General features: G+C 45.1%; 23 protein-coding genes. 16 read left to right on the top strand and 7 right to left on the bottom strand.

The features are described from left to right. Positions 1–21: 21 nt before the first annotated feature. The 7 genes from EJL04_RS15080 (at position 22) to EJL04_RS15050 (ending at position 6,894) form a co-directional block, all read left to right on the top strand. A complete protein-coding gene (locus EJL04_RS15080) occupies positions 22–1,215 on the top strand; it encodes a pyridoxal phosphate-dependent aminotransferase (protein ID WP_125105553.1) in 1,194 nt (397 codons plus the stop codon). Between the two features lie 215 nt (positions 1,216–1,430). Then, positions 1,431–2,264, top strand: a complete 834-nt coding sequence (locus EJL04_RS15075) for a MotA/TolQ/ExbB proton channel family protein (protein ID WP_053397316.1) — start codon at positions 1,431–1,433, stop codon at positions 2,262–2,264. 29 nt (positions 2,265–2,293) lie between these two features. After that, complete coding sequence (locus tag EJL04_RS15070; RefSeq protein WP_021855243.1) at positions 2,294–2,905, top strand: ExbD/TolR family protein; 612 nt, start codon at positions 2,294–2,296, stop codon at positions 2,903–2,905. A gap of 3 nt (positions 2,906–2,908) precedes the next feature. Next, entirely contained in the window at positions 2,909–3,556 is a 648-nt protein-coding gene (locus EJL04_RS15065) for an ExbD/TolR family protein (RefSeq protein ID WP_021855244.1), read from the top strand. Positions 3,557–3,586: 30 nt separating this feature from the next. Next, positions 3,587–4,414: an energy transducer TonB gene (locus tag EJL04_RS15060; protein ID WP_053397317.1), complete on the top strand. Its 828-nt coding sequence runs from the start codon at positions 3,587–3,589 to the stop codon at positions 4,412–4,414. 9 nt (positions 4,415–4,423) lie between these two features. Continuing rightward, positions 4,424–5,383 carry a PstS family phosphate ABC transporter substrate-binding protein gene (locus EJL04_RS15055; protein WP_021855246.1) on the top strand — a complete coding sequence of 320 codons (960 nt, stop codon included), beginning with the start codon at positions 4,424–4,426 and terminating at the stop codon, positions 5,381–5,383. 104 nt (positions 5,384–5,487) lie between these two features. After that, on the top strand, positions 5,488–6,894 hold the full coding sequence (locus EJL04_RS15050) for a tetratricopeptide repeat protein (protein WP_021855247.1): 1,407 nt from the start codon (positions 5,488–5,490) through the stop codon (positions 6,892–6,894). A 462-nt stretch (positions 6,895–7,356) separates the two neighbouring features. Here the strand turns inward: EJL04_RS15050 and EJL04_RS15045 are convergent, their stop codons facing one another. Genes EJL04_RS15045 through EJL04_RS15035 form a run of 3 tightly spaced genes read right to left on the bottom strand, consistent with a single transcriptional unit; the run spans position 7,357 to position 10,217 of the window. After that, positions 7,357–7,827: a gliding motility lipoprotein GldH gene (locus tag EJL04_RS15045; RefSeq protein ID WP_125105552.1), complete on the bottom strand. Its 471-nt coding sequence runs from the start codon at positions 7,825–7,827 to the stop codon at positions 7,357–7,359. After that, positions 7,824–9,032: a PSP1 domain-containing protein gene (locus tag EJL04_RS15040; protein ID WP_021855249.1), complete on the bottom strand. Its 1,209-nt coding sequence runs from the start codon at positions 9,030–9,032 to the stop codon at positions 7,824–7,826. The genes EJL04_RS15045 and EJL04_RS15040 overlap by 4 nt, the downstream gene beginning before the upstream one ends. Before the next feature lie 45 nt (positions 9,033–9,077). After that, entirely contained in the window at positions 9,078–10,217 is a 1,140-nt protein-coding gene (locus tag EJL04_RS15035) for a DNA polymerase III subunit (RefSeq protein WP_125105551.1), read from the bottom strand. A gap of 303 nt (positions 10,218–10,520) precedes the next feature. On the opposite strand from EJL04_RS15035, the gene xylE reads away from it, so the two are divergent. After that, entirely contained in the window at positions 10,521–11,996 is a 1,476-nt protein-coding gene (gene xylE, locus EJL04_RS15030; protein WP_021855251.1) for a D-xylose transporter XylE, read from the top strand. 593 nt (positions 11,997–12,589) lie between these two features. Here xylE and EJL04_RS15025 read toward each other — a convergent pair. The 3 genes from EJL04_RS15025 to EJL04_RS15015 all read right to left on the bottom strand — a co-directional run bounded on the left by EJL04_RS15025 (position 12,590) and on the right by EJL04_RS15015 (position 15,810). After that, complete coding sequence (locus EJL04_RS15025) at positions 12,590–13,927, bottom strand: MATE family efflux transporter (protein WP_125105550.1); 1,338 nt, start codon at positions 13,925–13,927, stop codon at positions 12,590–12,592. 388 nt (positions 13,928–14,315) lie between these two features. Next, positions 14,316–14,507 carry a hypothetical protein gene (locus tag EJL04_RS15020; protein WP_021855253.1) on the bottom strand — a complete coding sequence of 64 codons (192 nt, stop codon included), beginning with the start codon at positions 14,505–14,507 and terminating at the stop codon, positions 14,316–14,318. A 121-nt stretch (positions 14,508–14,628) separates the two neighbouring features. After that, complete coding sequence (locus EJL04_RS15015) at positions 14,629–15,810, bottom strand: phosphoribosylaminoimidazolecarboxamide formyltransferase (RefSeq protein ID WP_125105549.1); 1,182 nt, start codon at positions 15,808–15,810, stop codon at positions 14,629–14,631. A gap of 505 nt (positions 15,811–16,315) precedes the next feature. On the opposite strand from EJL04_RS15015, the gene EJL04_RS15010 reads away from it, so the two are divergent. Next, positions 16,316–16,870: a C40 family peptidase gene (locus EJL04_RS15010; RefSeq protein ID WP_021855256.1), complete on the top strand. Its 555-nt coding sequence runs from the start codon at positions 16,316–16,318 to the stop codon at positions 16,868–16,870. A 1-nt stretch (position 16,871) separates the two neighbouring features. Then, entirely contained in the window at positions 16,872–17,996 is a 1,125-nt protein-coding gene (locus EJL04_RS15005; protein WP_125105548.1) for a CapA family protein, read from the top strand. A gap of 554 nt (positions 17,997–18,550) precedes the next feature. Here the strand turns inward: EJL04_RS15005 and rplS are convergent. Beyond that, positions 18,551–18,916, bottom strand: coding sequence for a 50S ribosomal protein L19 (gene rplS / locus EJL04_RS15000; RefSeq protein WP_021855258.1), 366 nt, complete (start codon positions 18,914–18,916; stop codon positions 18,551–18,553). Between the two features lie 202 nt (positions 18,917–19,118). Here rplS and EJL04_RS14995 point away from each other — a divergent pair, with 202 nt between their 5' ends. From EJL04_RS14995 to EJL04_RS14970, 6 genes are all read left to right on the top strand, one after another. After that, on the top strand, positions 19,119–19,889 hold the full coding sequence (locus tag EJL04_RS14995) for a 5'-nucleotidase C-terminal domain-containing protein (protein WP_125105547.1): 771 nt from the start codon (positions 19,119–19,121) through the stop codon (positions 19,887–19,889). Beyond that, complete coding sequence (locus EJL04_RS14990) at positions 19,886–20,728, top strand: bifunctional metallophosphatase/5'-nucleotidase (RefSeq protein WP_053397324.1); 843 nt, start codon at positions 19,886–19,888, stop codon at positions 20,726–20,728. Before EJL04_RS14995 ends, EJL04_RS14990 begins: the two co-directional genes overlap by 4 nt. A gap of 113 nt (positions 20,729–20,841) precedes the next feature. Beyond that, positions 20,842–21,585, top strand: a complete 744-nt coding sequence (gene porT, locus EJL04_RS14985; protein ID WP_021855261.1) for a type IX secretion/gliding motility protein PorT/SprT — start codon at positions 20,842–20,844, stop codon at positions 21,583–21,585. 129 nt (positions 21,586–21,714) lie between these two features. Continuing rightward, positions 21,715–21,882, top strand: coding sequence for a 4Fe-4S binding protein (locus EJL04_RS14980; RefSeq protein WP_021855262.1), 168 nt, complete (start codon positions 21,715–21,717; stop codon positions 21,880–21,882). A gap of 594 nt (positions 21,883–22,476) precedes the next feature. Then, complete coding sequence (locus tag EJL04_RS14975; protein ID WP_125105546.1) at positions 22,477–24,207, top strand: hypothetical protein; 1,731 nt, start codon at positions 22,477–22,479, stop codon at positions 24,205–24,207. A gap of 124 nt (positions 24,208–24,331) precedes the next feature. Next, on the top strand, positions 24,332–24,718 hold the full coding sequence (locus EJL04_RS14970; protein WP_125105545.1) for a hypothetical protein: 387 nt from the start codon (positions 24,332–24,334) through the stop codon (positions 24,716–24,718). Positions 24,719–25,178 lie beyond the last annotated feature (460 nt).

Below are 25,178 nucleotides of genomic sequence, written 5' to 3'. Positions count from 1 at the left end.
GCATAAATTTAATATATGACAATGGCACAATTATCAGACCGTCTTAATCGCTTGGCACCTTCAGCCACTCTCGCCATGTCACAGAAAAGTGGCGAGATGAAAGCACAAGGTATTGACGTTATTAATATGAGCGTGGGTGAACCAGACTTTAACACGCCAGACCACATTAAGGACGCTGCCAAGAAGGCTGTTGACAACAACTTCTCAAGATATTCACCTGTTCCGGGATACATGGATTTGAGAGAGGCTATTGTTGCAAAGCTTAAGAATGAGAACGGCTTAACATATACAGTCAATGAAATATTAGTGTCTAACGGCGCAAAGCAGAGCGTTTGCAACGCTGTGATGGCACTCGTTAATGAAGGTGACGAAGTTATCATACCGGCACCATATTGGGTTAGTTATCCGCAGATGGTTAAACTGGCAGGAGGAGAGCCTGTAATTGTAGAGGCAGGGTTCGAGCAGAACTTCAAGATGACTCCGCAGCAGCTTGAGGCGGCTATTACACCTAAAACTAAAATGCTGATATTGTGCTCTCCGAGTAATCCTACTGGAAGCGTCTATTCAAAGGAAGAACTCGAAGGACTGGCTGAGGTCATAAAAAGACATGAAGACCTGTATGTCATTGCCGACGAGATTTATGAGCATATCAACTATATTGGCAAGCATAACAGTATAGCGCTTGTTCCCGGAATGAAGGAGAGGACAATTATCGTAAATGGTGTGTCAAAGGCTTATGCAATGACCGGATGGCGTATCGGATATATTGCTGCTCCCGAATGGATTGTGAAAGGCTGCAACAAGCTTCAGGGACAGTACACCAGCGGTCCTTGCTCAGTTAGCCAGAAGGCTGCAGTTGAGGCATACACTGCTTCGCAGGAGTGTGTCGAGACAATGAGACAGGCGTTCCACCGCCGTCGTGACCTTATAGTAAAACTTGCAAAGGAGATTCCGGGCCTTGAGGTTAATGTTCCCGAAGGAGCTTTCTACCTGTTCCCGAAGTGCAGTAATTTCTTCGGCAAGAGCTATGAAGGACATGTAATAAATACTTCTACAGACCTTGCGATGTATCTGCTCGAAGTGGCTCACGTAGCTACAGTGGCAGGCGATGCTTTCGGCGATCCTGCTTGTTTCAGAATGAGCTATGCCACAAGCGACGAGAATATTTGTGAGGCTATGAGGCGTATAAAAGAGGCGCTGGCTAAGCTTAAATAACAGCCGAGATAACGATTGCACAAATATATTTTAATGTAAAATACAGAGGAAACGCTGTTAAAACTTATTAATAAATCTTCTTATTGATCATTAATTGTTATCTTTGTGCAGTCTTATTTGGGATCTTGTTTGCAAATATAGGGAAAAACTGTAATTTCATTAATCGGAAACTTTATAACTTAAATTATTAATAACTAAAATTTAAATTCAAAATTATGGCAACTACACAAAAAGCAGCAAGCCCTACAAAGAAAAATCAGGGCTTCCAAGGTATTAGAGCAGCGATCTGGGTTATCGTTGTATGTTTCGTTATTGCGCTTTGCATTTTCAAGTATCTGCTTGGTAATCCGGCAAACTTCGCAGGTAACGATCCCGCAGGTCACCCGACAAACTTGCTCGGTACAATTTACAAAGGTGGTGTTATCGTGCCTATCATCCAGACACTTTTGCTTACTGTAATCGCTCTGAGTATCGAGCGTTGGATCGCTCTTCGTTCTGCATTCGGAACAGGCTCACTTGCTAAGTTCGTTCTTAACGTTAAGGCTGCTGTAAGCAAAGGCGACTTCGCTGAAGCACAGCGCATCTGCGACAAGCAGAGAGGTTCTGTTGCTAACGTTGTTTCTGCTTCTATCCGCGCTTACAAGGAAATGGAAGCTACAACAGGTATGAAGAAGGCTCAGAAGGTTTCTAAGATCCAGCAGGCTCACGAAGAGGCTACTCAGCTCGAGATGCCTACACTGCAGATGAACCTTCCTATCATCGCAACTATCGTTACACTCGGTACTCTTACCGGTCTTCTCGGTACCGTTATCGGTATGATTCGTTCATTCCAGGCTTTGGCTGCCGGTGGTGGTGGTGACTCTCTGGCATTGTCTACAGGTATTTCTGAGGCTTTGATCAACACCGCATTCGGTATTTTGACTTCTTGGGTTGCTGTTATTTCTTATAACACATTCACAAACAAGATCGACAAGCTGACATACGCCCTTGATGAGGTTGGTTATTCAATTGCTCAGACATACGAAGCCAATCACGCAGACGAAGCTTAATTTTACTAACCCTTTAAAATTTTATTACTATGGGTAAAGTAAAAATTAAGAAAAAAGCGATCTGGATCGATATGACTCCGATGAGCGACGTGATGGTCCTCTTGCTTACATTCTTCATGTTGACATCAACATTCGTTAAGAATGAGGCAGTTAAGGTTCTCACGCCGGGTTCGGTATCGGAGCTAAAGGTTCCGGAGAATAACGTCTTGAGCATACTGATCGACAGTAGGGGCAAGGTGTTCTTGGGCTGGGACAAACCTGGCGATATGGAGGCCGCGCTCAGCACTATGGCTGATCAGTTTGGCGTAAGCCTTAACGGCACTCAGATGAAAAACTCTCGCAGCGCAACCAATATCGGTGTGTCTATGGAAGATATGGGCGCATTCCTGAGTCAGGATGCAGCTCACATGAACGACTATCAGAAAGATAAGGGCGTTCCTACAGACAGTATCGACGGCGGTATGAGCGAGTTCCAGTTGTGGGTTAAGACAGTTACAGACAATAACTCAGATATGAAACTGGCTATCAAGGCTGACGAGAAGACACCCTATAAGGTTATCAAGAAAGTAATGTCTGAACTTCAGGACATGAATCAGAATCGTTACTATCTTATCACTTCTTACAAAAAAGTGGAGGAATAAGTCATGGCAAAGCAGAAAGAAAGCAAACAGAAGAAGATTGACCTACGCGTAGACTTTACGCCTATGGTGGACATGATGATGCTTCTTATCACATTCTTCATGCTGTGTACGTCATTGAGCAAGCCTCAGACAATGCAGCTGACGATGCCAAGTAACGATGAGAACGTGCAGAAAGAGGACAGAACTGCTACCAAGGCTTCGCAGACTATTACAATCTACGTTGCAGGTAATGACAAAATTTACTACGTAGCAGGTATTCCTAATTACAATGATCCTAATTGCCTTAAAGAAACAACTTGGGGCAAGGAAGGTATCCGTAAGGTCCTTATCAACCATGTCACTGAAGACGGTACCATACCGGTGTCTACGATTATGAAGGCTAAGGCCGAGCTCGACAGCAAAAAGTTGAGCAATCCTGGAAAATACCCAGATTCTGTATATAATAGAGAATTGGAGAAGCTGAAGAATGGTGAAGTTGACGGGCAGAAGATTCCTACCCTGACAATCATTATCAAGGCAACTGACAATGCTTCTTATAAGAATTTGGTTGATGCTCTGGATGAGATGCAGATTTGCAGTATAGGTAAGTATGTCATCGATAACATTACTCCTGAAGACAAAGGCCTTCTTACTAAAAAAGGAGTGAAGTAATCGTTGAGTAACATTTAAAATGAAAAGACAATGTCAAAAATAGATCTTATATCTAATGCATGGTGTGACCTCGTGTTCGAGGGAAAGAATCAGGCATATGGAGCATACAAGCTCCGTAAGGGTACCGCAAAACGTAACCTTTGGTCTATCATTATCGTACTTATTGCTGCAGTTGCTATTTTCTCGGCTATAGCTATTAAGAATGTTATTGAGGCGAACCAAAAAGTTGCGATTGTCACTGAGGCTAAATTGTCTAAAATAGACAAGACGCCGAAAGTTGAGAAGAAAAAGGTAACTCCTAAAATCGAGCAGCCCAAAGTTGTAGAGAAGGTAAAGAGCTCTATCAAGTTTACTGCTCCTGTTATCAAGAAGGACTCTGAGGTAAAGCCTGAGGAGGAAATGAAAACTCAGGAAGACCTTCAGAAGACAAAAACTACTATCGGTGCGTTCAACGTAGTTGGTAATGACGAATTTGACGGCGAAGTGCTCAAAGCTAAGGAAGAAATTGCCCAGCCTGAACCTCCAAAGAACGAGGAGGAGAACAAGGTGTTTGACGTGGTTGAAGAGCAGCCTTCATTCCCTGGTGGACAGGGCGCTTTGATGGCTTGGCTGAGAGACAACATCAAATATCCGGTTGTTGCTGCTGAGAACGGTATCCAGGGTAAGGTTATTGTACAGTTCGTAGTAGGTAAGAATGGTTCTATTTCTAATGTGAAAGTCCTGAGGTCTGTTGACCCGTCTCTCGACAGAGAGGCTGTGCGTGTTGTTAGCAGCATGCCTAACTGGACTCCTGGAAAGCAGAACGGTACGTCGGTTAACGTAAGATATACGTTGCCAGTAACATTCAAACTGCAGTAATTACGTGATATGAGAAGAAAACTATTCTACAATTTGGTAGGATTGATGCTGCTGTCGGGCATGTTGGCCGCTTGTGCCGACAAACCCAAAAGCGGCAGAACAGATACTTATTCGTCAGGAGCGATTTCGTTCGCTTCTGACGAAAGTTTTAGTCCTATAATCGACGAAGAAGTTCAGGTCTTCGAAAGTATATATCGGGATGCCAAGCTTACTCCGATTTATACAAATGAGTATGATGCTATAAAGATGCTGATGAATGACAGTCTGCAGCTGGTTATTGCATCAAGAAATTTCACAAAAAATGAGTTGGAGAATCTAAAGTCACGCAATTATTTGCCCGTGGCTATACCTTTGGCTTATGATGGCTTGTCGCTTATCATAAACAGAGAGAATAAAGATTCTTGTATTTCTGTCAAGAACATAAAGCGTGTTCTCAGCGGAGAGGCAAAGAAATGGAGCGATATAGTTCCCGGTTCAAGTCGCGGCGAGATACTTGTGGTGTTTGACAACAGCAAGTCGAGTACGGTTTCATTCTGTGTTGACTCGATATTGGACGGAAAGCTGATAAACAGTCCGAACATTGTTGCCACAAACACGAGCAAGGAGGTTATCGATTATGTCGAGAAAACTCCTAATGCCATTGGTATCATCGGTTCAAATTGGCTTAATGACAAGCGCGACACAACGAACACTACATTCAAGAAGAATATAACTGTTATGTCGGTAAGCAGGTTTGACTCGGCTACAGCCATGAATAGCTGGAAACCATACCAGGCATACTTACTTGACGGTCGTTATCCGTTGGTAAGAACGATATATGCATTGCTTAATGACCCTATCAATGGTCTTCCATGGGGCTTTGCCCATTTTATAGAGCAGCCTAAGGGACAGCTGATAATATTCAAGTCAGGCTTGTTGCCTGTACGCGGTGATATTACAATAAGGTCAGTAAATGTAGGTGATGATTAAACCTTTGCATCCTGAGGCAGTCAATATTAATAAAGGCTGCCTTGTTTATGCAAACGGTTCTGAGTGAGAAAACTTAAACTATTTACAATTTAATTATAGCGATTATGAATGCGATTAAATATTTATTGGCTGGAGCCGCTCTCACATTGTTTTCGGCTCCTATGATGGCGCAGGACGTACAGTCTCAGATTGACGCTATTACTAAAGTTATTGTTAACAGCAAGTCTAATCCTGATGCTGCAAAGGACCAGGTTAAGGACTTTATCAAGGAAAACAAGAAGAATGCAGTTGCTATTGCAGGTGTTGGCCGCGCATATCTCGACATTAAGGACACTCTTAATGCCAAGAAATATGCAGAGATGGCTATCGACCGTGACAAGAACAACGCTGCCGGTTATCTCCTTATGGGTGATATCGAGGTTGTAAACAATGATGGCGGTGCTGCTGCAACATGGTATCAGCAGGCTACTCTTATGGATCCGAAGAATCCTCAGGGCTACATCAAGTATGCAAATATTTACCGTAAGCGCAGCCCGGAGCTTTCAGTCCAGATGCTCGAGAAACTTCGTACAGTTCAGCCTGATTATCCTGTAGATGCTGAAGCAGGACACTTCTTCTATACAGCTAACCGCTTTGACAAGGCCATTGAATATTTCTCAAAGGTTGATCTAGGCAAATTCAATGAGAACTATCTGACAGAGTATGCAACTGCCACATATCTTTCTTCTGATTCAAAGAAGAGCCTTGAGATTTCTCAGTATGGTGTTCAGAAGAATCCGCGTGACGCAGCCATGAACCGTCTCTGCTTCTATAACTACACAGACCTCAAGGATTATCCTAATGCCTTGAAGTATGCTGATGCACTTTTCAACAAGTCAGACAGCGCTAAGTTCTCTGCTCGTGACTATCAGTATTACGGATATGCACTGATGGGTGACAGCGCTTTCGACCAGGCTATTGCTCAGTTTGAGAAGGCACTTGAACTTAACTCTTCACTCAATGATGTTAAGAAGCAGCTTTCTGATGCATATATTGCAAAGAAAGATTATGTTAAGGGACTTGCTCTTTATGATGAATATCTGAAAGCTGTTGAGAAACCTTCTGTAGGTGATATCGACGGATTGGCTAAACTTTATGCTGATCAGGCTGCAAGTATTGCAACTCTTAACGAAGAGAAGATTGCTGCTTTGAAGAAGGCAGATGAGGTTTATGGCATGCTCGGAGAGAAATATCCTACCAACCTGCTTTATGCAACAATAATGAGGGCACGTATCAACTCACAGCTTGACCCGGAAACAACTCAGGGCTTGGCTAAGCCTTATTATGAGCAGTATATCGAGTTGGCTAAGAAGGAGAATCCTGATAATCCGAAGCTTCTTATTGAGCCTTACTCATATCTTGGATATTATTATTACATAAAAGAGGACAAGGCTAATTCTGATAAGTATTGGAAACTTATCCTCGAGATAGATCCTAATAACACTACTGCAAAGCAGGCATTGGGTATCTAATAAAGTAGTAACAACAATACGTAGTTTACATAAATATAGCCTCTGGCGCATTCTAATGCACCAGAGGCTTTTATTTTGTATTGTATGGGAATTTCTATATATGGCAGCTATTTGGCTGATACAGAAAAGGAAATCCACCATTTCCTGAAAGATGGGAAAATGGTGGATTTTGTTATATTTATACCTTAATGTGTATTCTAAAGCCAATCTTGACTTTTACTCCAAATTGTCTTTATGTCTCGGCCGGATTGCCCGTTTTATATTGATTTTATTGCCATTTGCTTATTTCAGACGCAAACCATGCCAAGGCGATGCAGATTGTATGCCCGCTATGTGGGATAAAAGCTGTATGAAACTTCTTAAAAACTGAAAAATCAAACTATAGATGCCTAGATAAACTCTTAGTTTGCAGAGTGAAGCGTTCGGACTTAAACTCCTTTTAGGTATTTAGGTGCCCTATGTTCAGCGCTTTGATATCTTCAGTCCTATGTCCGAAATGCCGGGCATAATCTCGCGCTTCATGATATGGCGGACGCATATATGAAGCGAATCGCCTTTGCGCAAGTCTATGTCAGAAACAATGAAACTATACTGAAAGCAGCTTACACCACGTCCGAGCACGTTACCTTTGTCATCAGCCAGCCGGCAGTTCACGGTGTCTGTATATAGCATGTGTCCCGGTTCTACGGTGCGGTCGACAACAAGGCTCAGGCCGGTGAAGGGGAACGAGGTGCTGGTGCGAAGTCCAAGTTCAAGACGGTAACGGCCAGATTCCTTCATTGGAGGTACGTCGAAGGCTAGAGTATCGTTCTTTTCCCATCCTGTCAGCTGAGTATGGTTGTATTTGTCGTACACAACATCGCTGTTACATGAGCACAAAGCCATGGCCACACAGGCCACGGCTGTAAGAATATGTAATCTTAATCTCGTCATTGCTTGTCTGCCTTCTCTTGCTTTTCGGCTCCATGAGGCTTCTGCTGTCCTTTCTCGGCCTGAGCCTTGCCGCGTCCTTTTGCTGAAGCCTGTCGTGCCGGGCGGTTCTTTGAACGGCGTTTCTTCTTGCTCTTGTCAAAACGCGTAAGACTCTCGTTGGCCAGCAGGTCTGCAGGATGACTGCTCTGCTCCTTTATGTTGCCGTCGCTCTGCAGCGACATGGGCTTTTCGCCCCTTCTGTTCATGTCTATTATGTCGAGCGCTCTCTTGGCTGTTATTGTCTCGAGGTTGGCCGGCACCTTCTTGTCTGATGAATATGTTACAAGTCCGGCAAGGATGTCAGACTTGAACAGATAATATTCGCCGTCTTGTGTCTCAAGCACAACTTCGCGGCTTGGCAGCCTGCGGCTCGCCTCGATATAGTTGTCAACCTCGTAGTTAAGACAGCATTTCAGTTTTGCACACATACCTGCCAGCTTCTGCGGGTTGAGTGATATTTCCTGATAGCGGGCTGCACCAGTGCTTACCGACACAAAGTTTTTCATCCAGGTGGCGCAGCACAGTTCACGGCCGCACGGACCTGTGCCGCCAATACGTCCTGCCTCCTGACGCGCTCCGATCTGTTTCATCTCTATGCGCACGTGGAATGTCTCTGCCAGCACCTTGATAAGCTGGCGGAAGTCTACTCGCTCGTCTGCTATATAATAGAATATAGCCTTGTTGCCGTCGCCCTGATATTCAACGTCGCCAATCTTCATCTGCAGATTAAGGTTCTTGGCTATCTGTCGGCTCTGTATCATCGTAGCATGCTCGCGGCTTTTTGCCTCGCGGTATTTTTCCATGTCCACGGGCTTTGCTATGCGGTATATGCGCTTGATGTCGTCGGCCGATTTCAAGTTGGCCTTCTTTATCTGCAGCTCTACCAGTTTGCCGGTAAGCGTAACTACGCCAATGTCGTGCCCCGGGTTAGCCTCTACGGCAACGATGTCACCCTTTCTGAGGTCAAGATTGTTGACGTTGTGATAATATCCTTTGCGGGTGTTCTTAAACTGCACCTCAACAAGGTCAGTACTTTGGGCGTTGCCCGGTACGTCTGCCAGCCAGTCGTAGGTGTTCAGCTGGCGGTCCTGCCGGCCACATCCTCTCAGGCACAGACCACGGTCGCACCCGTTGTATATAAAGAATTTCTTGTTTTTATAATCCATCTGCTGTTGCAATTAAAAAATATATATGTTATTTCGGCATAAAGCCTACGGTTTTCTGATAAGTGAAACTATGATGTGCGTTGCCATATCGAAGAACACTATTTTCGGATTTGCGTTTTGTCCGATGTCTCTTATGGCGCGGCTCATTAGTTCTGAGAGCTCAATTACATTGGCCTCGTTGACAAAGCGTGCAAAGTTTCGCGCAAAGTTTTCCTCGTCCTGCGTCATATAGTTGAGTTCGCCTATGCGGAAGTTGTAGACAAAGTTTTCGCGAATCAGGTGTACAAAATATGTGAGCATCCTGCGCTGGCGTTCACGCCCGTATGCCGCAGCCGTATCGCTCCATTTGCGCAGCTCCTTGATGTTGCGCGTATAGGCAAGTCTCATCAGGCTGACAAACATGTCGAGAAATAGCTTTTTCTCACTGTCTGAGTTGAGAGCCTCAAGAGCGTTAAGCCAGCTTCCGTTTGCGGCTCGTGCTATGCGGCGTGCTGCGTCTGCATCTATGCCCCTGCGGTCAATGAGAGCAGTCTCGATGCTTTCTGTCTCAATTCGCTTAATGTCTATGCGCTGAGCGCGACTCCTTATGGTGTCCAGCAGCTTTTCGGGCTCTTCGCACACCATTATGAACACTGTCTTGTGTGGAGGTTCCTCTATAATTTTCAGCATCTTGTTGGCGCATTCGGCGTTCATGCGTTCAGGCAGCCATATTATGCACACCTTATATCCGCCCTGACTCGACTTCAGACTAAGCGCACGCATCACCACATCGCTCTCGCCCACACCCATCTGAGCCTGCTGGTTGGCCGCGCCCATGGCAGCAAGCCATTGGTCCATTGTGAAGTATGGCCCCTGAGACAGCAGATGACGCCACTCGCCCGTAAAGTCCTCACTCGACATCTTGTGTTCAGAGCCGGTGCCCGATGGGCGTATGACAGGGTAGGAGAAATGAAGGTCTGGATGAGCCAGCTTGTCTGTCATGACGCACTGTCGGCAAGATCCGCAGCAGTCGTCGCCCGAATTGTTCTCGCACAACAGATATGAAGCAAAGGCAAGGGCCAGAGCCATTTTGCCGCAGCCTTGCGGGCCGCACAGCATAATGGCATGAGGCACACGGTTTTCTGCAACCATCTGCCGAAGACGCTCTTTGGCGTCGTCCTGTCCGATAACTTCGCTGAACTTCATGTCTACAAAATATGCAATTTGGTGCAAAAATACAAAAAACCGCCGTAATAAACGAAAAAAATAAATTAATAATGAATAATTATGACAACCGGTAGCGCTAAATTTATTACCTTTACAGGCAGAATAAACACAAGTGGTACGCCCTTCTCCTTGCAATACACCGTCTGCCGATAATCGGCAAGATGCTGTGTCAAATACAAAAATGCATCGAAACACACAATAAAACATAGGGATTAGGGTTTTATAAACGTAATAAAACGGAATAATATTTATCTTTAACTATAATTAAAATCTAATCAAACAATGAATCAAGACAAAGGCGGTAGCAAGGCCTACCTATTTTCAATTGTGCTTGTGGCTGTATTGGGAGGACTCCTCTTCGGATACGACACGGCTGTAATTTCAGGAGCCGAAAAAGGACTTCAGGCTTTTTTCTTAGGAGCAACTGACTTCAGATATACTGATGCCATACATGGCTTTACATGTGCCAGCGCTCTTATTGGCTGTATCATCGGAAGCGGAATATCAGGCTATCTGGCATCAAACTGGGGACGAAAAAAGTCGCTCATCTTTGCCGGAATAATGTTCTTCATTTCTGCGTTAGGCTCAATGGAGCCCGAGTTTCTGATTTATGAGCATGGCGTACCGACATACTCACTTCTCGTAACATTCAACATCTATCGTGTCATCGGCGGCGTGGGCGTTGGTCTGGCTTCAGCCATCTGCCCTATGTATATAGCCGAGGTTGCTCCGTCTAACATCCGCGGAACGCTCGTTTCATGGAACCAGTTTGCCATTATTTTTGGCCAGCTGGTAGTATATATGGTCAACTTCTGCATCCTCGGCGACCATACCAACCCCGTAATTGAGTCTATCGGACAAGGTTTCAACGCCGTTGCTCCGGGCAGCGATCCCTGGACAATCTCTACAGGCTGGCGTTATATGTTCGGAAGCGAGGCTGTGCCGGCAGGACTTTTTGCCATATTGATATGCTTCGTACCCGAGACTCCGCGCTATCTCGTTATGGCAGGACGCGACAGCAAGGCTCTGTCTGTACTGCAGAAAATCAATGGTGTGGCTGAAGGACAGAAAATTCTTAATGAGATAAAGAATACTATTACAGAAAAGACCGAAAAGGTGTTCACCTATGGTGTGCTGGTTATCTTTGTCGGCATCATGCTCAGCGTGTTCCAGCAGGCTGTCGGCATCAACGCCGTGCTTTATTACGCGCCACGAATATTCGGCGACATGGGTATGGAGAATCCTATGGTGCAGACCGTCATCATGGGCGTTGTGAACATCCTGTTTACGCTTGTTGCCGTGTTCACTGTTGAGAAGTGGGGCCGCAAGCCGCTGCTTATCACCGGTTCAATAGGCATGGCCATTGGCGCTTTCGGTGTTGCCCTCACATTCGGCAACATGGACATGGCCGTCGTAACAATGGTCAGCATCATGATCTACAGTGCATCGTTCATGATGTCGTGGGGCCCTATTTGCTGGGTGCTCATTGCTGAGATATTCCCCAACACCATCCGCGGCGCAGCCGTAGCCATAGCCGTTGCATTCCAGTGGATTTTCAACTGGATTGTCAGTGCTTCGTTTGTGCCCATGTTCAACATGCAGCTCGAGAGCGACGCCAACTTCGGCCACTGGTTTACTTACGGCCTTTACGGCACAATCTGTGTTCTCGCTGCTCTGTTCGTATGGCGACTTGTGCCTGAGACAAAAGGCAAGACGCTTGAAGATATGTCTAAACTCTGGAAGAAGGAAGACAAATAAACCGGTATCAGTTGGTTTGTATCCGAATCTGATAATTTATATATGTGGGTTGCTTAATCATTTTAAGCAACCCTATTTTTTTTATTCAGCATGACGATTTCGCGTTGATTTCATAAGAGGGAATCGGTATTCAGCTTTTATTCGTCTATATGTTTTCCGTTATCGTCTTGCCGTCTGATTTTTCTTGATATACTGGTAGAAGCCGTACAAAGTTTTTCGTTTATCGTCTTTTTCATCCCGGCTTGCACGGCAAGACTGCGTCAGACATAAAATAAACCTATGGTTTGCGTGTAGAAAACAAGCCACTTTCATATAAAAAGTGGCCGAGTTTTGGGTCGTAACTCGGCCACTAACAGTTTGAAAGTAAATGAATGTGATTGCCTTAATAGATTGCTGCTAAATACCGTGCAGACTTTCAGTATAAAACATATTAAGGCATATAAGTTACGGTTTTCAGAGCCTTTTGACTTTCATAGGTCATGATGCCATAAAATACAGGCTGATTTGGCCTTTTGGAATAATGAATTATTATGGCCGGCTTTGCCGTGGGGATGGCTCTAGACTATCTATTGACTTGCGCCTTACCGCGTTTCTCAGTCATCACGTAAAGCCTTAAATCCGCTCATGGCTATCGGCACTGCAAGGCCGAAAGACAATACGTCGGCCCATGCCTGGCACATCTCTACGCCAAGAAGACCGAAGAAATGGGGCAGGATGATTATCAGCGGAATGAAGAACAGGCCGCTGCGGGCAGATGCGAGCACATTGGCCTGCCATGGCTTGCGGATGGTCTGCATCATCATGTTGGTGTACATGACTATGGCACCCAACGGAAGCGTGGCCAGCTGCCAGCGCAAGGCAACGGTGCCGATAGAAACAACGTCGGGGTCGCGGCGGAACACGTCGATGCATTCCTCGCTGAAGAAGAAACCGAGCACAGCGCATACGGCCATAAACAGAAAGCCTACACGCACTATGAACCAATAGCCTTCGCGCACACGTGCGTATAATTTTGCGCCATAACAGAAGCCGCACATAGGCTGAAATCCCTGTCCGAGGCCAATCATGGCGGCAAATATCACGAAGGCTATGCGGTTGACGATAGACATGGCAGCTATTGCTGCATCACCGTAAGCTCCGGCAGCCACGTTGAGCAGTGCAACGCTGATGCTGGCCATGCCCTGGCGCGTCAGCGAAGGCGTGCCTCCGGCAAATATCTCTTTCAGCATAGCCACGTTTGGCGTAAAGTTGCGGTGGCTGATATGTATGTTGCGCTTCATGCGGCTCATCCACAACAGCACAAGCATGCTGCACGACTCACCCGTAAACGTGGATATGCCGGCACCGGTTATGCCCATGTCGAACACAAATATAAGGATAGGGGCCAGCACGACGTTGATGCATGCTCCCGTAAGTATGCCGAACATTGAATAAGCTGCGTTGCCCTGAAAGCGCATCTGGTTGTTCAGGCATAAGGCGCCGCACATGAACGGTGCAGCCATAAGCACAAACGACAGATAGGTTTCGGCATAGGGCAATATTGTCGGCGTTGAGCCTAGGAGCAGCGCGAGCGGACGCAGAAATATCAGTCCGATAAGGGCAATGACAAATCCTGTCCCAACGGCAAGAAAGAAGCCCGTGGAGGCCATGCGGCATGCGTTGTCGTGTCGCTGCGCGCCAAGTTCGCGCGATATGTAGTTGCCCGAGCCCTGTCCGAAGGTGAAGCCTATGGCCTGTATGATGGCCATAACCGAGAAGGCTATGCCCACGGCGGCAGTGGCCTGTGTGCTGATGCGGCCAACGTAGAATGTGGTTACGATGTTGTAGATACTGGTAACGAGCATACTGATAATGGTCGGAACAGCCATTACTAGCACTACATGATGAACAGGTGCAGAAGTTAGAAACGTAAAATTATCCCTGTCTTTCATAAAACTTGCAGCATTCAAAATAGACAAGAGCGCACGCAGCCAAAAATAGAGAATATGTATCAAGGACATGCGCTTTGACACTGCAAAATTAAGAAAAACAAAGTTATCTGCAAAATTTTACTGACAATTACCTTCCCTGATGCAGGGTTAAGTTGAGTTAAAAGCCCTTTGCAGAATATATGTCAAACAGTTGTAATTGTCAGTAAGACAATCAGTTATTTAAGTTATGCACAATAGGAACACAACAGTGGATAAACCACGTTACAGAAAAGAACATAACTCAAAAAGCAAGAAAAATGGCGCATAGAAACAACACGCATAAGCAATGCCGGGCTTATGCCACATAAACATAAACCGCAAACACAAACCGGCTGCGCCCAGGCAGCCGTTATTTGTGTTTGCGGTTGGCGCGTGCTTCGCGGTATTTGGCTTTCTGTCGTGCCGAGCCGCTGCCATGAGCGCCGGTGATATATTTCTTCTTCTTGGCCTTGGTCTTCACCTTGCCGTCATTGCCGTTGTCTGTCTTTGCCTTTCGGAACACTATTCCGCCACCGGCAATTATGTCGTCGATATCGCTCATAAAATGTAAAAAACTAATTATGCTTAATGAGAAAAAGAGCCGGGAGACAGACTCTTGATACGGGGCAAGCCTTGTGCCGCCCTTGAGAATGATGACTCCCGGCGCTGAAAAAAACAGTTTATCAATGATGGAACAGACGAACGCCGGTGAAGGCCATTGCTATTCCGTATTTGTCGCAGGTCTCGATGACATTGTCGTCGCGTACAGAGCCTCCGGCCTGAGCTATATACTCAACGCCGCTCTTGTGTGCGCGCTCAATGTTGTCGCCGAACGGGAAGAATGCGTCGCTGCCCAGAGCCACCTTGGTGTTCTTGGCTATCCATTCCTTCTTCTCCTCCATGGTCAGCACTTCGGGTTTCTCCTTGAAGAGTCTCTGCCATGTTCCTTCAGCCAGCACGTCGTCGTGCTCGTCGCTGATATACACGTCGATGGTGTTGTCGCGGTCAGCGCGGCGTATGCCGTCAACGAAAGGCAGGTTCATCACTTTCGGATGCTGGCGCAGCCACCATATGTCGGCCTTGTTGCCAGCCAGACGTGTGCAGTGTATGCGGCTCTGCTGTCCGGCACCGATGCCTATGGCCTGTCCGTCCTTCACGTAGCATACAGAGTTGCTCTGAGTATATTTCAGCGTGATAAGACTTATTATTAGGTCGCGCTTAGCCTCTTCGGTGAATGTCTTGTTCTGTGTGGGTATATTCTCAAAGAGTGACGGGTCGTCGAGCTTAATCTCGTTGCGTCCCTGCTCGAATGTTATGCCGAACACCTGCTTGTGCTCAACTGGAGCCGGAACATATTCGGGATTAATCTTTATTACGTTGTATGTGCCCTTGCGCTTGTCTTTCAGTATCTCGAGGGCTTCGGGTGTGTAGCCCGGCGCAATCACGCCGTCGCTCACCTCACGCTTGATCAGCGTTGCGGTAGCCTCGTCGCATACGTCGCTCAGAGCCACAAAGTCGCCGTAGCTGCTCATGCGGTCGGCGCCGCGTGCGCGTGCATAGGCACATGCCAGGGGCGAAAGCTCAATCTTTACGTCGTCTACAAAATAAATCTTCTTCAAAGTGTCGCTGAGCGGCAGACCTACTGCGGCTCCTGCGGGCGAAACATGCTTGAAGCTGGCTGCTGCAGGCAGTCCTGTTGCGGCTTTAAGCTCCTTTACGAGTTGCCAACTGTTAAGTGCATCGAGGAAGTTGATGTAGCCCGGACGGCCATTCAGCACCTCAATAGGCAGTTCACCTTCTTCCATGTATATGCGCGAAGGTTTCTGATTCGGATTGCATCCGTACTTTAATGCTAATTCTTTCATGCTCGATAAAATTTCTTCTTCGGCTGCAAAGATAGTGCAAATTGGGCGCAATACAAAATAAATGTCGATTAAACCCCTGCCGGCGGCCGGCTTTTTGCCGTTTCTAGCCTTGCCGGATGTGAATAAAAGAACATACGGCACATGTGCCCGGCGGCAGTCAGGCGTGCGGATATATCAATAAATCAGGCATATAGCATCTGTCTGCCAGGCATGGCAGATGTGCGCCGAGGCGACAAAAAGAACAGAAAATGCGCCAAAGTAGTTAAATAATGAAAGACTTATTTCTTAAAGAATGTAAAGAAAAATGGTTGAACCTTTTTTGCAGTTATTTTGGTCTAAATTACACTATAACAATACTTAACGGCTTGCGGAGCTTTGCCGTGGCATGCTTTTTGCTTATCCCAAAAGATGTAAACAAACTTTGATTTCCGGCATTTTTTCGTTAACTTCGCAATCGTAAAATCAAGAAAACCCCTTCATTATACTATTACAGAAAACATCGAACATGAAGAACCTGAAAATATTTGCCGTTGCCATGATGCTGTTGACCGCAGGAACGCCTGTGATGGCCGACAACGAGAAGGACGGCGACAATAAGGAACAGCAATGCGAAGAAATAGATAACTACGATTTTCTTTATAACAACGAGAATTATGACGAGGACTTCGAGTTTGAGCCTATAAACGACGTGCTCGACGAGGCCTTCTCGCACATGGGCGCACGCTACCGCTCAGGTCAGGCAGGTCCTAACGCCTTCGACTGCTCAGGATTTACGAGCTATGTGTTCAAGAACATGGGCATAGACCTCAACCGCTCGTCGCGCGCGCAGTTTAATCAGGGTGACCCTGTTGACAAGGACAAGCTGCAGATAGGCGACCTGGTGTTCTTCACCAGTCCGCGTTCGGGCCGCTCCATAGGCCATGTAGGCATCGTGGTCGACGTTGATCCGATAAGCGGAAGCTTCAACTTCATACACGCAAGCACCAAGGGCGTAAAGGTAAGCAACTCTAACGAAAGATATTATTCACGCAGATACGTAGGAGCACGCCGCGTAATGTAACATGAAACCACATATTTTTATTATATCTTTGCTTATATGCGGGTCGGCTGTGGCCTGCACTACAACGGGTACCGGCAAAAAGCTGCCGGTGCCCGTTGTCGATATTGACAGCGCAGAGCAGAAAGCTGAGGACAGCATACTGAGCCATATTCAGGACACGTTCACAATAGCCATGGCCGGCGACATCATGATGGGCACCACTTACCCCAAGCCTGCGCTGCCGGCAGACGAGGGCAGGATGCTGTTCAGAGACGTAAGGCACATCCTTCACAGGGCCGACATCGCCGTGGGAAACCTTGAGGGAACGCTGTGCGACAGTGCCGAGAACAAGAAGGAGAAGTCGGTTTACAACTATTCGTTCCGCACGCCGCTGAGCTTTGCGCCACGCCTGAAGGAGGCCGGGTTCGACTTTCTGAGCATGGCTAACAACCATGCCTTCGACTTCGGCATAGAGGGAGTCAGGTCAACGGAGCGCGCCTTAAGGGATATAGGCATAAAATATGCCGGACTGAGGGGCAGGACAGACGCCGCCATAATAGAGCGCAACGGCATAAGATACGGCATGTGTGCGTTCGGCCACAACTCTTACACGCTGAAGCACAAGGAACTGTGGACGGTGAAGGGCATACTTGACAGCCTGCGGGCCAATGCCGACGTGGTGATAGTGTCGTTCCACGGCGGAGCCGAAGGCAAGCAGTACAGCCATCTGCCATACGGCAAGGAAGAGTATCTTGAGGAAGACCGCGGCTCGCTGCGCGACTTTGCACACTTCTGCATAGACAACGGCGCCGACATAGTTTATGGCCACGGCCCGCATGTGGTAAGATGTGTCGAGGTGTATAAGGGCAAGTTTATAGCCTACAGCCTAGGCAACTTCTGCACGCCTTACGGAATAAGCATAACAGGAATATCGGGCTATGCGCCGGTGATAGAGGCAAAGGTGAACCGCAGGGGCGACTTCATTGAAGGCAAGATCCACTCGTTCATACAGCGTCGCGGCCTCGGTCCGCGCAAGGACACGGCCAATGCCGTGGCCCAGCAGATAAAGCGGCTCACACAGAGCGACATAAAGGACAGCAAGATAACCATTGGTGCCGACGGAACGATAAGGCTGAAAAGAAATTGATAAATGAGAGAAACTAGGTTTGGCTCAGACCGTTTGTGGCTTGCCTTATCGTCAGGGCTTTGCTGTTGATTGAGCCAATGTCCGGAAAAAGATTTTGTTAAAAAACTCGTCACTCGTCACATCGCATTATAATGTTTTGTAAATCAGATAGTTACGGTGTGACGAGTTGGCGTTTCAACTCGTCACACCGTAATGTGTTGTCTGTAAGGGGGTTATGCCCGAATGTGACGAGTGATGAGTTTATAAGAAAAACTTTTTATGCTTATTGTCAGCCTGTTTTCCTTATTTCGGTTGACTTCAAACATACATTTTCCTGGTTAAGGTTTACTCCGCTTAGGCTTATGCCTGCTGTAAGCCGGCTTTTATGTTCTTGCGATACATGCCCTTTCATGCTGCGAAAGGCCTTCTTTAAGCGTGCAAAAGCATACCTTTCGCGATGTAATTAGCCATGTTTTACAAAAGTTCGATATTATGTATTGTTACAAATAACAAAGAAGCAGACCTGACACAAGGACAAGTCTGCTTCTTTATTTCTTAAAGATAAGATTTCAGAATTAGTTTTTCTTCTCTGTGATAACCTTCTTCTCAGCGATACGAGCTTTCTTACCTGTAAGTTTACGGAGGTAATAAAGTTTAGCGCGTCTTACCTTACCGTGCTTGTTAACCTCAATGCTGTCGATGTTCGGAGACTCGATAGGGAAGATACGCTCTACACCTACTGTACCTGACATCTTGCGCACTGTGAAACGCTTCTTGTCACCATGACCAGAAATGCGGATTACTACACCACGATAGAGCTGGATACGCTCTTTTGAACCCTCAACGATTTTGTAAGCGACAGTGATAGTGTCACCTGACTTAAACTCAGGGAACTTCTTGCCGGTTGCAAATGCTTCTTCAGCAACTTTAATTAAATCCATTATTATTTGATAATTAAATTTGTTTATCGTTCCGGCGTAACATAACTAGGCTACTCTTCTTCCTGTCAGCGATTACGCGGAAAGCGGTGCAAAGTTACTACTTTTTCGTTTCTCTTCCAAATATGCGAGGTTTTTTTTATCTTTTTCTTTGACTTAATAGCGTTTTTAACTAACTTTGCATCACTTTTCTAAGATTATCCTTATGTATAAGAAGTTGATTTTATGCGAATTGGCATCACTTGCGATGCTTCTTGCATCATGCTCATCACACTATCAGCTCACAGGCGTGAGCCGTTCGAGAATACTCATTGACAGCACTTACGACAGTAGGCCCGACGACAGGGCGTGGAGTTTCATAGCTCCCTACAAGCTGAAGGTGGACAGCATAATGAGCCCCGTGGTGGGCAGGGCTGCCTCATATCTGAATGCCGAAAGGCCCGAGAGCAAGCTCTCCAACCTGCTTGCCGACATACTCGTATGGTGCGGCGGCAGCTACGGCGAGAAGCCCGACTTTGCCGTCTACAACATCGGCGGCATGCGCTCGGCATTTGCCAAGGGCGACATAACATACGGCGACGTGCTCGACGTGGCGCCGTTTGAAAACAAGATATGCTTCGTAACGCTAAAGGGCAGCAAGGTGATCGAGCTGTTCGGCCAGATAGCATCAGTGGGCGGCGAGGCCGTGAGCCACGGCGTCAATTTGGTTATCAGCAAAGACGGCAGGCTGCTGTCGGCCAAGCTTAACGGAAAGGACATCGACCCCGAGGCCGACTACCGGGTGGCTACGATAGACTATGTTGCGCAGGGCAACGACAAGCTTGAAGCCTTTAAAAGCGCCACCGGGATGAAATCGCCCTCTGGTGCCGATGACAACGTGCGCCAGGTAATAGTGAAATACATGAAGGCTAAGATGGCTCAGGGCGAAGACATCGACTCAAAGATTGAAGGACGAATAATAATAGCAGACAAATGAAACGCATACTTACAATACTGACAATAGCCGTGGCCGTAACCCTTACGGCGGCTGCAAAGGGCAGACAGCTGCTCATTCTGCACACCAACGACACTCACAGCTGCGTGCTTCCGCTCAACCCTAACCTTGCCGACACAATGCTTGCCGGCCGTGGCGGCTTCTTGCGCCGTGCAGCCATGATTGACCAGATGCGCAAGGAGGACAAGGACCTGCTGCTGCTCGACAGCGGCGACTTCTCGCAGGGCTCGCCATATTACACCATGTTCAAAGGCGACGTTGAGACAGAGCTGATGAACATCATGGGATATGATGCGGCAACGATAGGCAACCACGAGTTCGACTTCGGTCTCGAAAACATGGCAAGAATATTCAGAAAGGCAAAGTTCCCCATCGTCTGCGCCAACTACGACTTTACGGGCACCGTGGTAGAAGGCCTTGTTAAGCCCTACGTCATAATAAAGCGCAAAGGAGTGAGGATAGGCATCTTCGGACTTTCGCCAAAGCTTGACGGTCTGGTCATGGCAAGCACCTGCGCCGGAGTCAGATACAGCGACCCGATAAAGACGGCAAACGCAGTGGCCGACAAGCTGAAGAACGAGGAAAAGTGCGACGTGGTGATATGTCTGTCTCACCTCGGATGGGACGAGGCCGGACTCAACGACATGGAGATGATGGCAAAGACACGAAACATCGACCTCGTGCTGGGCGGCCACTCTCACTCTTATTTTAAGATGCTCAACCATGTGCGCAACCTCGACGGCAAGGACGTTCCTAACGACCAGAACGGCAAGCACGGCATATTTGTGGGCAAGATAACGCTCAGCCTCGAGAAGAGATAACCCCCGCCGGTGCACTTACGTCATGGCTTATGACATGTGCCGGGATGTCATTTTTATGCCTTTTTCACACAGCCGGATGTAATATCGGCGTCAATAAATCGTTATATTATCAAATGAAAAGACTGTTCACCATAATAACCGTCCTGACAGCTGCACTATGCGCCATGGCACAGGGCAAGACCGTTCAAAACAGACCTTACACCGACCTGAGGCCGTTTCACTTCGGAGTGGTGGTAGGCATGCACCTTCAGGACATCGAGTTTATGAACGTCGGTCCGCAGATTATTACAGGCGCCGACGGGACAACGGCCGAAAAAGTCATCACCTGCGACCAGGACAGATGGGACCCGGGATTCACCGTGGGCGTGCTGGGCGAGTTCCGCCTGAGCAATAATTTCGCGTTCCGCATAGCTCCCGCCATGTATTTCGGCAACAGACACATCACCCTGACAAACCTCACCGACAAGCTTGAGAACGGTGAATATGTCACGCAGAGACAGGATCTTAAGACGGTGTATATATCATCGGCACTCAATCTGCTGTTCAGTGCCCCCAGACTCAACAACACGCGTCCGTATCTCATGGCCGGAATAAACCCCATGATAAACCTTTCGGGCAAGGACAACGACTACATAAAGCTGAAGCGTTACGACGTGTTCCTCGAATTTGGTCTGGGCTGCGACTTCTATCTGCCTTATTTCAAGCTGCGCCCCGAACTGAAGTTCTGCTATGGACTTATCAACAGTCTCGACACCAGCCATCCCGACAAGTTGAAAGACCAGAACATGATCATGTATGCCAAATCGGTCAAGGAGGCACGCAGCAAGATGATTGTATTGTCGTTCTATTTTGAATAGACAGACTGCAATCGTTAAATAAATTAAAAACAGATACCTAAAATTAGGTATTTAAAATAAAAGCACTACCTTTGCAATGTACGAAAATAGGTACAAAAACATTATTAATTAAATAAAAACAAGATTATCATGGCTTACGTAATTGGTGACGATTGTATCGCTTGCGGTACATGTATCGACGAATGTCCGGCAGGAGCTATTTCTGAAGGCGAAAAATATTCTATTAATCCTGACATGTGCACAGAGTGTGGCACTTGCGCAGATGTTTGTCCTTCAGAGGCTATCAGCCTTCCTTAAGGAATTGCTCCAGGAAATTCTATTAAGGCGGTCCGTTTATTACGGCCGCCTTATTTTTATTTTATGCCTTTACACGGCCGTCAACGCTTAAACCAAATGGGATAGGAGTCGGTCTGTATTTTTCTTTATATTGAGCGGATTTACGTTAGATTTTTTGCAGGCATAGCGGGCTATGTCAAGAAAAAGCAGACTAAAGAACGCCAATAGAAAACAAAAAGACAACTGAAAGCATAAATACACAAAACGATAAGACGATATGCGGTATAATGACAGATTTGAGTTTAAATTACGGACATAGAATTATTCGTCTTTTAGCACAAATCATCGTGACTGCATGCTGATTGTGCCGATACAAATATCTGACAATCAGCCACATATAATTTTGTAGACTTTTGTAGACAAACAATATTATAAAAGTTTCGCAACAAAGTCGAAACTTGTTATATTTGCACAATGGAATAAGAGACAGAGATGTTTAGCAAACAACACATTACATAATAAAAAAGGCACAAGCAAAAATACATTGGTATTTTTTACTTTACGTATTACTTTTTTGTTTAATAATTTATCCTTTTAAATTCTTACTTTTGTAACATGAAGAGTTTGTTTTACATCATTGCAACCTTATTCCTTCTCTTGTTTTCGTGTACCGACAACAACCGACAAACAGCCATGCTTGTACAGGCCGACAGCATTGCCGACAGGAACCCTGACTCTGCACTGATTATGTTAAAAAGCATAAAACCGCTGATAGATAACTCGCCTGCCCCTGTGCGCTATCGTTACTTAATGATTGAAGCAAAGGCAATGAACAAGGCATACGTGCCGTTCACGTCCGACAGCACAATGAAAAAAGTTGTAAGATATTACGACAGACATGGTTCTGACAACGAACGCATGCTTGCACATTATCTGCTGGGATGTGTATATCGCGACTTAGACAGCATTCCGCTAGCATTACAATGCTACGAAGACGCTGCCGAAATGGCCGATACCACAGATGAAGACTGCGACTATGCAACGTTAAGTCGTATTTACGGACAAAGTTCTGAACTATTTAGCAAAGAATGGATGTCGCAAAATATCCTAACGTCATCAAGAATGTGTTATAAATATGCTATGAAAGTAAAAGATACATTAACAGCATTGATAGCATATCATTCAAGCGTAGAAGCTTACAACTTACTTGAAGAATCCAATAAACAAATTGAGATATGCGAAACTGTATCAAAATTATATTTCATGTACGGCTATAAAAACTATGCAGCAATGGCTTTAGGAGCTCTCGTCCTGACTTACTCAAAAAATAAAGATTTTAAGAATGCATTAAGATGCATAAAACGCTACGAATGTGAATCAGGATATTTCGATGAAAAGGGAAATATAGAGAACGGTAGAGAGATTTATTATTACTATAAAAGTATATATTTCCTTGGTATTAATAGAACTGATTCTGCAATAATATATTTAAAGAAATTACAACATGCAGATAAGCAGACACTAAACACAAAGATTGCTATTGCTCATGGCTTATCACTATATTATAAAAAGTTAGGTAAATCAGACTCTACCGCAAAATATGCATTACTCAGCTATGAACTTGACGACAGCCTATGCACCCATCTCATGAGGTCAAGTTGTTCAACCATACAAGCACAATATGATCATAATAAACTTCAAAACGAAATAAATAAGAAAGAGATAAAAGCCCAAAGGGCTACCAATACAGCATTAGTAATCGCTATAATATTGATAATCGTTGTGTTTTCATCATTTCTGATTATCAGAAGAAAGCGTGAATTAGCCTTAAAACAAAAACAACAGTTAGAAAGAGACAACGAAACATTATTGCAGGCACAAATGTCACTACAGGCCATGCTCGCACAAACACAGGAAGAGCGAAACACAATAGCTGAAGAATATAAAAAGACTATCAGTGAACTGACCTTAAGACAGAAAAAAGTTGATACTGCCACTGTGGAAGAAAGACTGCACAATTCTGAGATAGCAAAAAAATTCAAACAAATTGCAGACACCCCAAATCTTTCACCAGATAAAAACGAATGGCATGAGTTGCGATCAATGTTTAACAGAGAAATTCCACAATTTTATTCTACTGTAAACAGTCGACATACATTAAGACCTGACGAATACGACCTGTGCATGCTAGTGAGACTTAACTTTAAGACTCTTGAAATGAGCAATCTTATGCATTGTTCAAAACAGAACATTTCTGCCATGAGACGGCGAATGCTGCAAAAGATGCTCGGACACGACGGCTCACCAAAAGAATTTGATGAATTTATTATGGGCATAATAGAATGAATCCTAGCATATAATAATTTGATAATCAATAAGATATAAATTTGTAGACTTTTGTAGACTGAGAAAGGTTAAAAAGTTTTATGAATAAAGAGAAACTTATTATTTTTGCAACAAAATAATTATTATGAAAACAATCATTATTATATTATTGGTATTATTATGCAGTTCAAACATAGAGACCAAAGCACAAGATTTTACAATTGGTGACGAATATAACCAACTTATCTTTAATATTAAAAATTTAAGCAAGGTGAATCCAAATGACTCAAGAGGGAAAAATTCACGGACGATATATGAAATGCCATCAATGGTACAAATTGGACATACTATATATATACATAACATAACATCTTGTTCTTTATACCTTTTAGACACAAACGATAACATAATTTATGAAACGCCATTAGAAGGAAACGAAAAAGAAGTACAGTTACCAAGTAATATTGAAGGTAATTTTGAATTACAAATTATTATAGAGAATATTTGTTATTACACAAACATACAACTTTAATTGAAAGATATGAAAACATTATTAAATTGGTTTCCACCAGCAAATCCAAATATGTCATCTGCATCAATGACTATATTACAAAATTTTCTATTATCAAATGGATATGAAACAAAAGTAATATATTGGAATATTATCCTTCATGATATTTTAAGTGAATTTTATAATAGAAAAAAATTAACGATTATGAACGTGCTGAGTTGGCTCTATTTAATATAATATTAGCAACTGAAACATGCGATAAAGATGTGATAGAGAATTACAAAATAATGTTTATGTCATTACACCCCAATATATCATATCTAAATTTAAATTCTGATAAATATATTAAACATCTCACTAGTGTCCACTAAAAATTAGAGGACGAATTAAAAATTATAATTACTAAATAAATTTGGTCCATCAAGACCGCTTTGTTCTTTGACATCATTGAATTTAGTTTTGCTGAATAGATTTCTTAATG

Origin of the sequence: Prevotella marseillensis, assembly GCF_900625065.1 — a bacterium.
Classification (GTDB): domain Bacteria; phylum Bacteroidota; class Bacteroidia; order Bacteroidales; family Bacteroidaceae; genus Prevotella; species Prevotella rara.
The sequence above is the reverse complement of the archived record's forward strand: the minus strand, read 5'-3'. Positions and strand labels throughout refer to the sequence as shown.

What these genes read in the sequence shown, in the direction of transcription:
- EJL04_RS15045 (WP_125105552.1), bottom strand. Translation starts at nt 7,827, where the DNA reads ATGACGAGATTAAGATTACATATTCTTACAGCCGTGGCCTGTGTGGCC.
- EJL04_RS15080 (WP_125105553.1), top strand. Translation starts at nt 22, where the DNA reads ATGGCACAATTATCAGACCGTCTTAATCGCTTGGCACCTTCAGCCACT.
- EJL04_RS15025 (WP_125105550.1), bottom strand. Translation starts at nt 13,927, where the DNA reads ATGAAAGACAGGGATAATTTTACGTTTCTAACTTCTGCACCTGTTCAT.
- EJL04_RS14975 (WP_125105546.1), top strand. Translation starts at nt 22,477, where the DNA reads ATGAAGAGTTTGTTTTACATCATTGCAACCTTATTCCTTCTCTTGTTT.
- EJL04_RS14980 (WP_021855262.1), top strand. Translation starts at nt 21,715, where the DNA reads ATGGCTTACGTAATTGGTGACGATTGTATCGCTTGCGGTACATGTATC.
- EJL04_RS15005 (WP_125105548.1), top strand. Translation starts at nt 16,872, where the DNA reads ATGAAACCACATATTTTTATTATATCTTTGCTTATATGCGGGTCGGCT.
- EJL04_RS14995 (WP_125105547.1), top strand. Translation starts at nt 19,119, where the DNA reads ATGTATAAGAAGTTGATTTTATGCGAATTGGCATCACTTGCGATGCTT.
- EJL04_RS14990 (WP_053397324.1), top strand. Translation starts at nt 19,886, where the DNA reads ATGAAACGCATACTTACAATACTGACAATAGCCGTGGCCGTAACCCTT.
- EJL04_RS15040 (WP_021855249.1), bottom strand. Translation starts at nt 9,032, where the DNA reads ATGGATTATAAAAACAAGAAATTCTTTATATACAACGGGTGCGACCGT.
- EJL04_RS15070 (WP_021855243.1), top strand. Translation starts at nt 2,294, where the DNA reads ATGGGTAAAGTAAAAATTAAGAAAAAAGCGATCTGGATCGATATGACT.
- EJL04_RS15075 (WP_053397316.1), top strand. Translation starts at nt 1,431, where the DNA reads ATGGCAACTACACAAAAAGCAGCAAGCCCTACAAAGAAAAATCAGGGC.
- porT (WP_021855261.1), top strand. Translation starts at nt 20,842, where the DNA reads ATGAAAAGACTGTTCACCATAATAACCGTCCTGACAGCTGCACTATGC.
- EJL04_RS15020 (WP_021855253.1), bottom strand. Translation starts at nt 14,507, where the DNA reads ATGAGCGATATCGACGACATAATTGCCGGTGGCGGAATAGTGTTCCGA.
- xylE (WP_021855251.1), top strand. Translation starts at nt 10,521, where the DNA reads ATGAATCAAGACAAAGGCGGTAGCAAGGCCTACCTATTTTCAATTGTG.
- EJL04_RS15010 (WP_021855256.1), top strand. Translation starts at nt 16,316, where the DNA reads ATGAAGAACCTGAAAATATTTGCCGTTGCCATGATGCTGTTGACCGCA.
- EJL04_RS15050 (WP_021855247.1), top strand. Translation starts at nt 5,488, where the DNA reads ATGAATGCGATTAAATATTTATTGGCTGGAGCCGCTCTCACATTGTTT.
- EJL04_RS15065 (WP_021855244.1), top strand. Translation starts at nt 2,909, where the DNA reads ATGGCAAAGCAGAAAGAAAGCAAACAGAAGAAGATTGACCTACGCGTA.
- EJL04_RS14970 (WP_125105545.1), top strand. Translation starts at nt 24,332, where the DNA reads ATGAAAACAATCATTATTATATTATTGGTATTATTATGCAGTTCAAAC.
- EJL04_RS15055 (WP_021855246.1), top strand. Translation starts at nt 4,424, where the DNA reads ATGAGAAGAAAACTATTCTACAATTTGGTAGGATTGATGCTGCTGTCG.
- EJL04_RS15060 (WP_053397317.1), top strand. Translation starts at nt 3,587, where the DNA reads ATGTCAAAAATAGATCTTATATCTAATGCATGGTGTGACCTCGTGTTC.
- EJL04_RS15015 (WP_125105549.1), bottom strand. Translation starts at nt 15,810, where the DNA reads ATGAAAGAATTAGCATTAAAGTACGGATGCAATCCGAATCAGAAACCT.
- EJL04_RS15035 (WP_125105551.1), bottom strand. Translation starts at nt 10,217, where the DNA reads ATGAAGTTCAGCGAAGTTATCGGACAGGACGACGCCAAAGAGCGTCTT.
- rplS (WP_021855258.1), bottom strand. Translation starts at nt 18,916, where the DNA reads ATGGATTTAATTAAAGTTGCTGAAGAAGCATTTGCAACCGGCAAGAAG.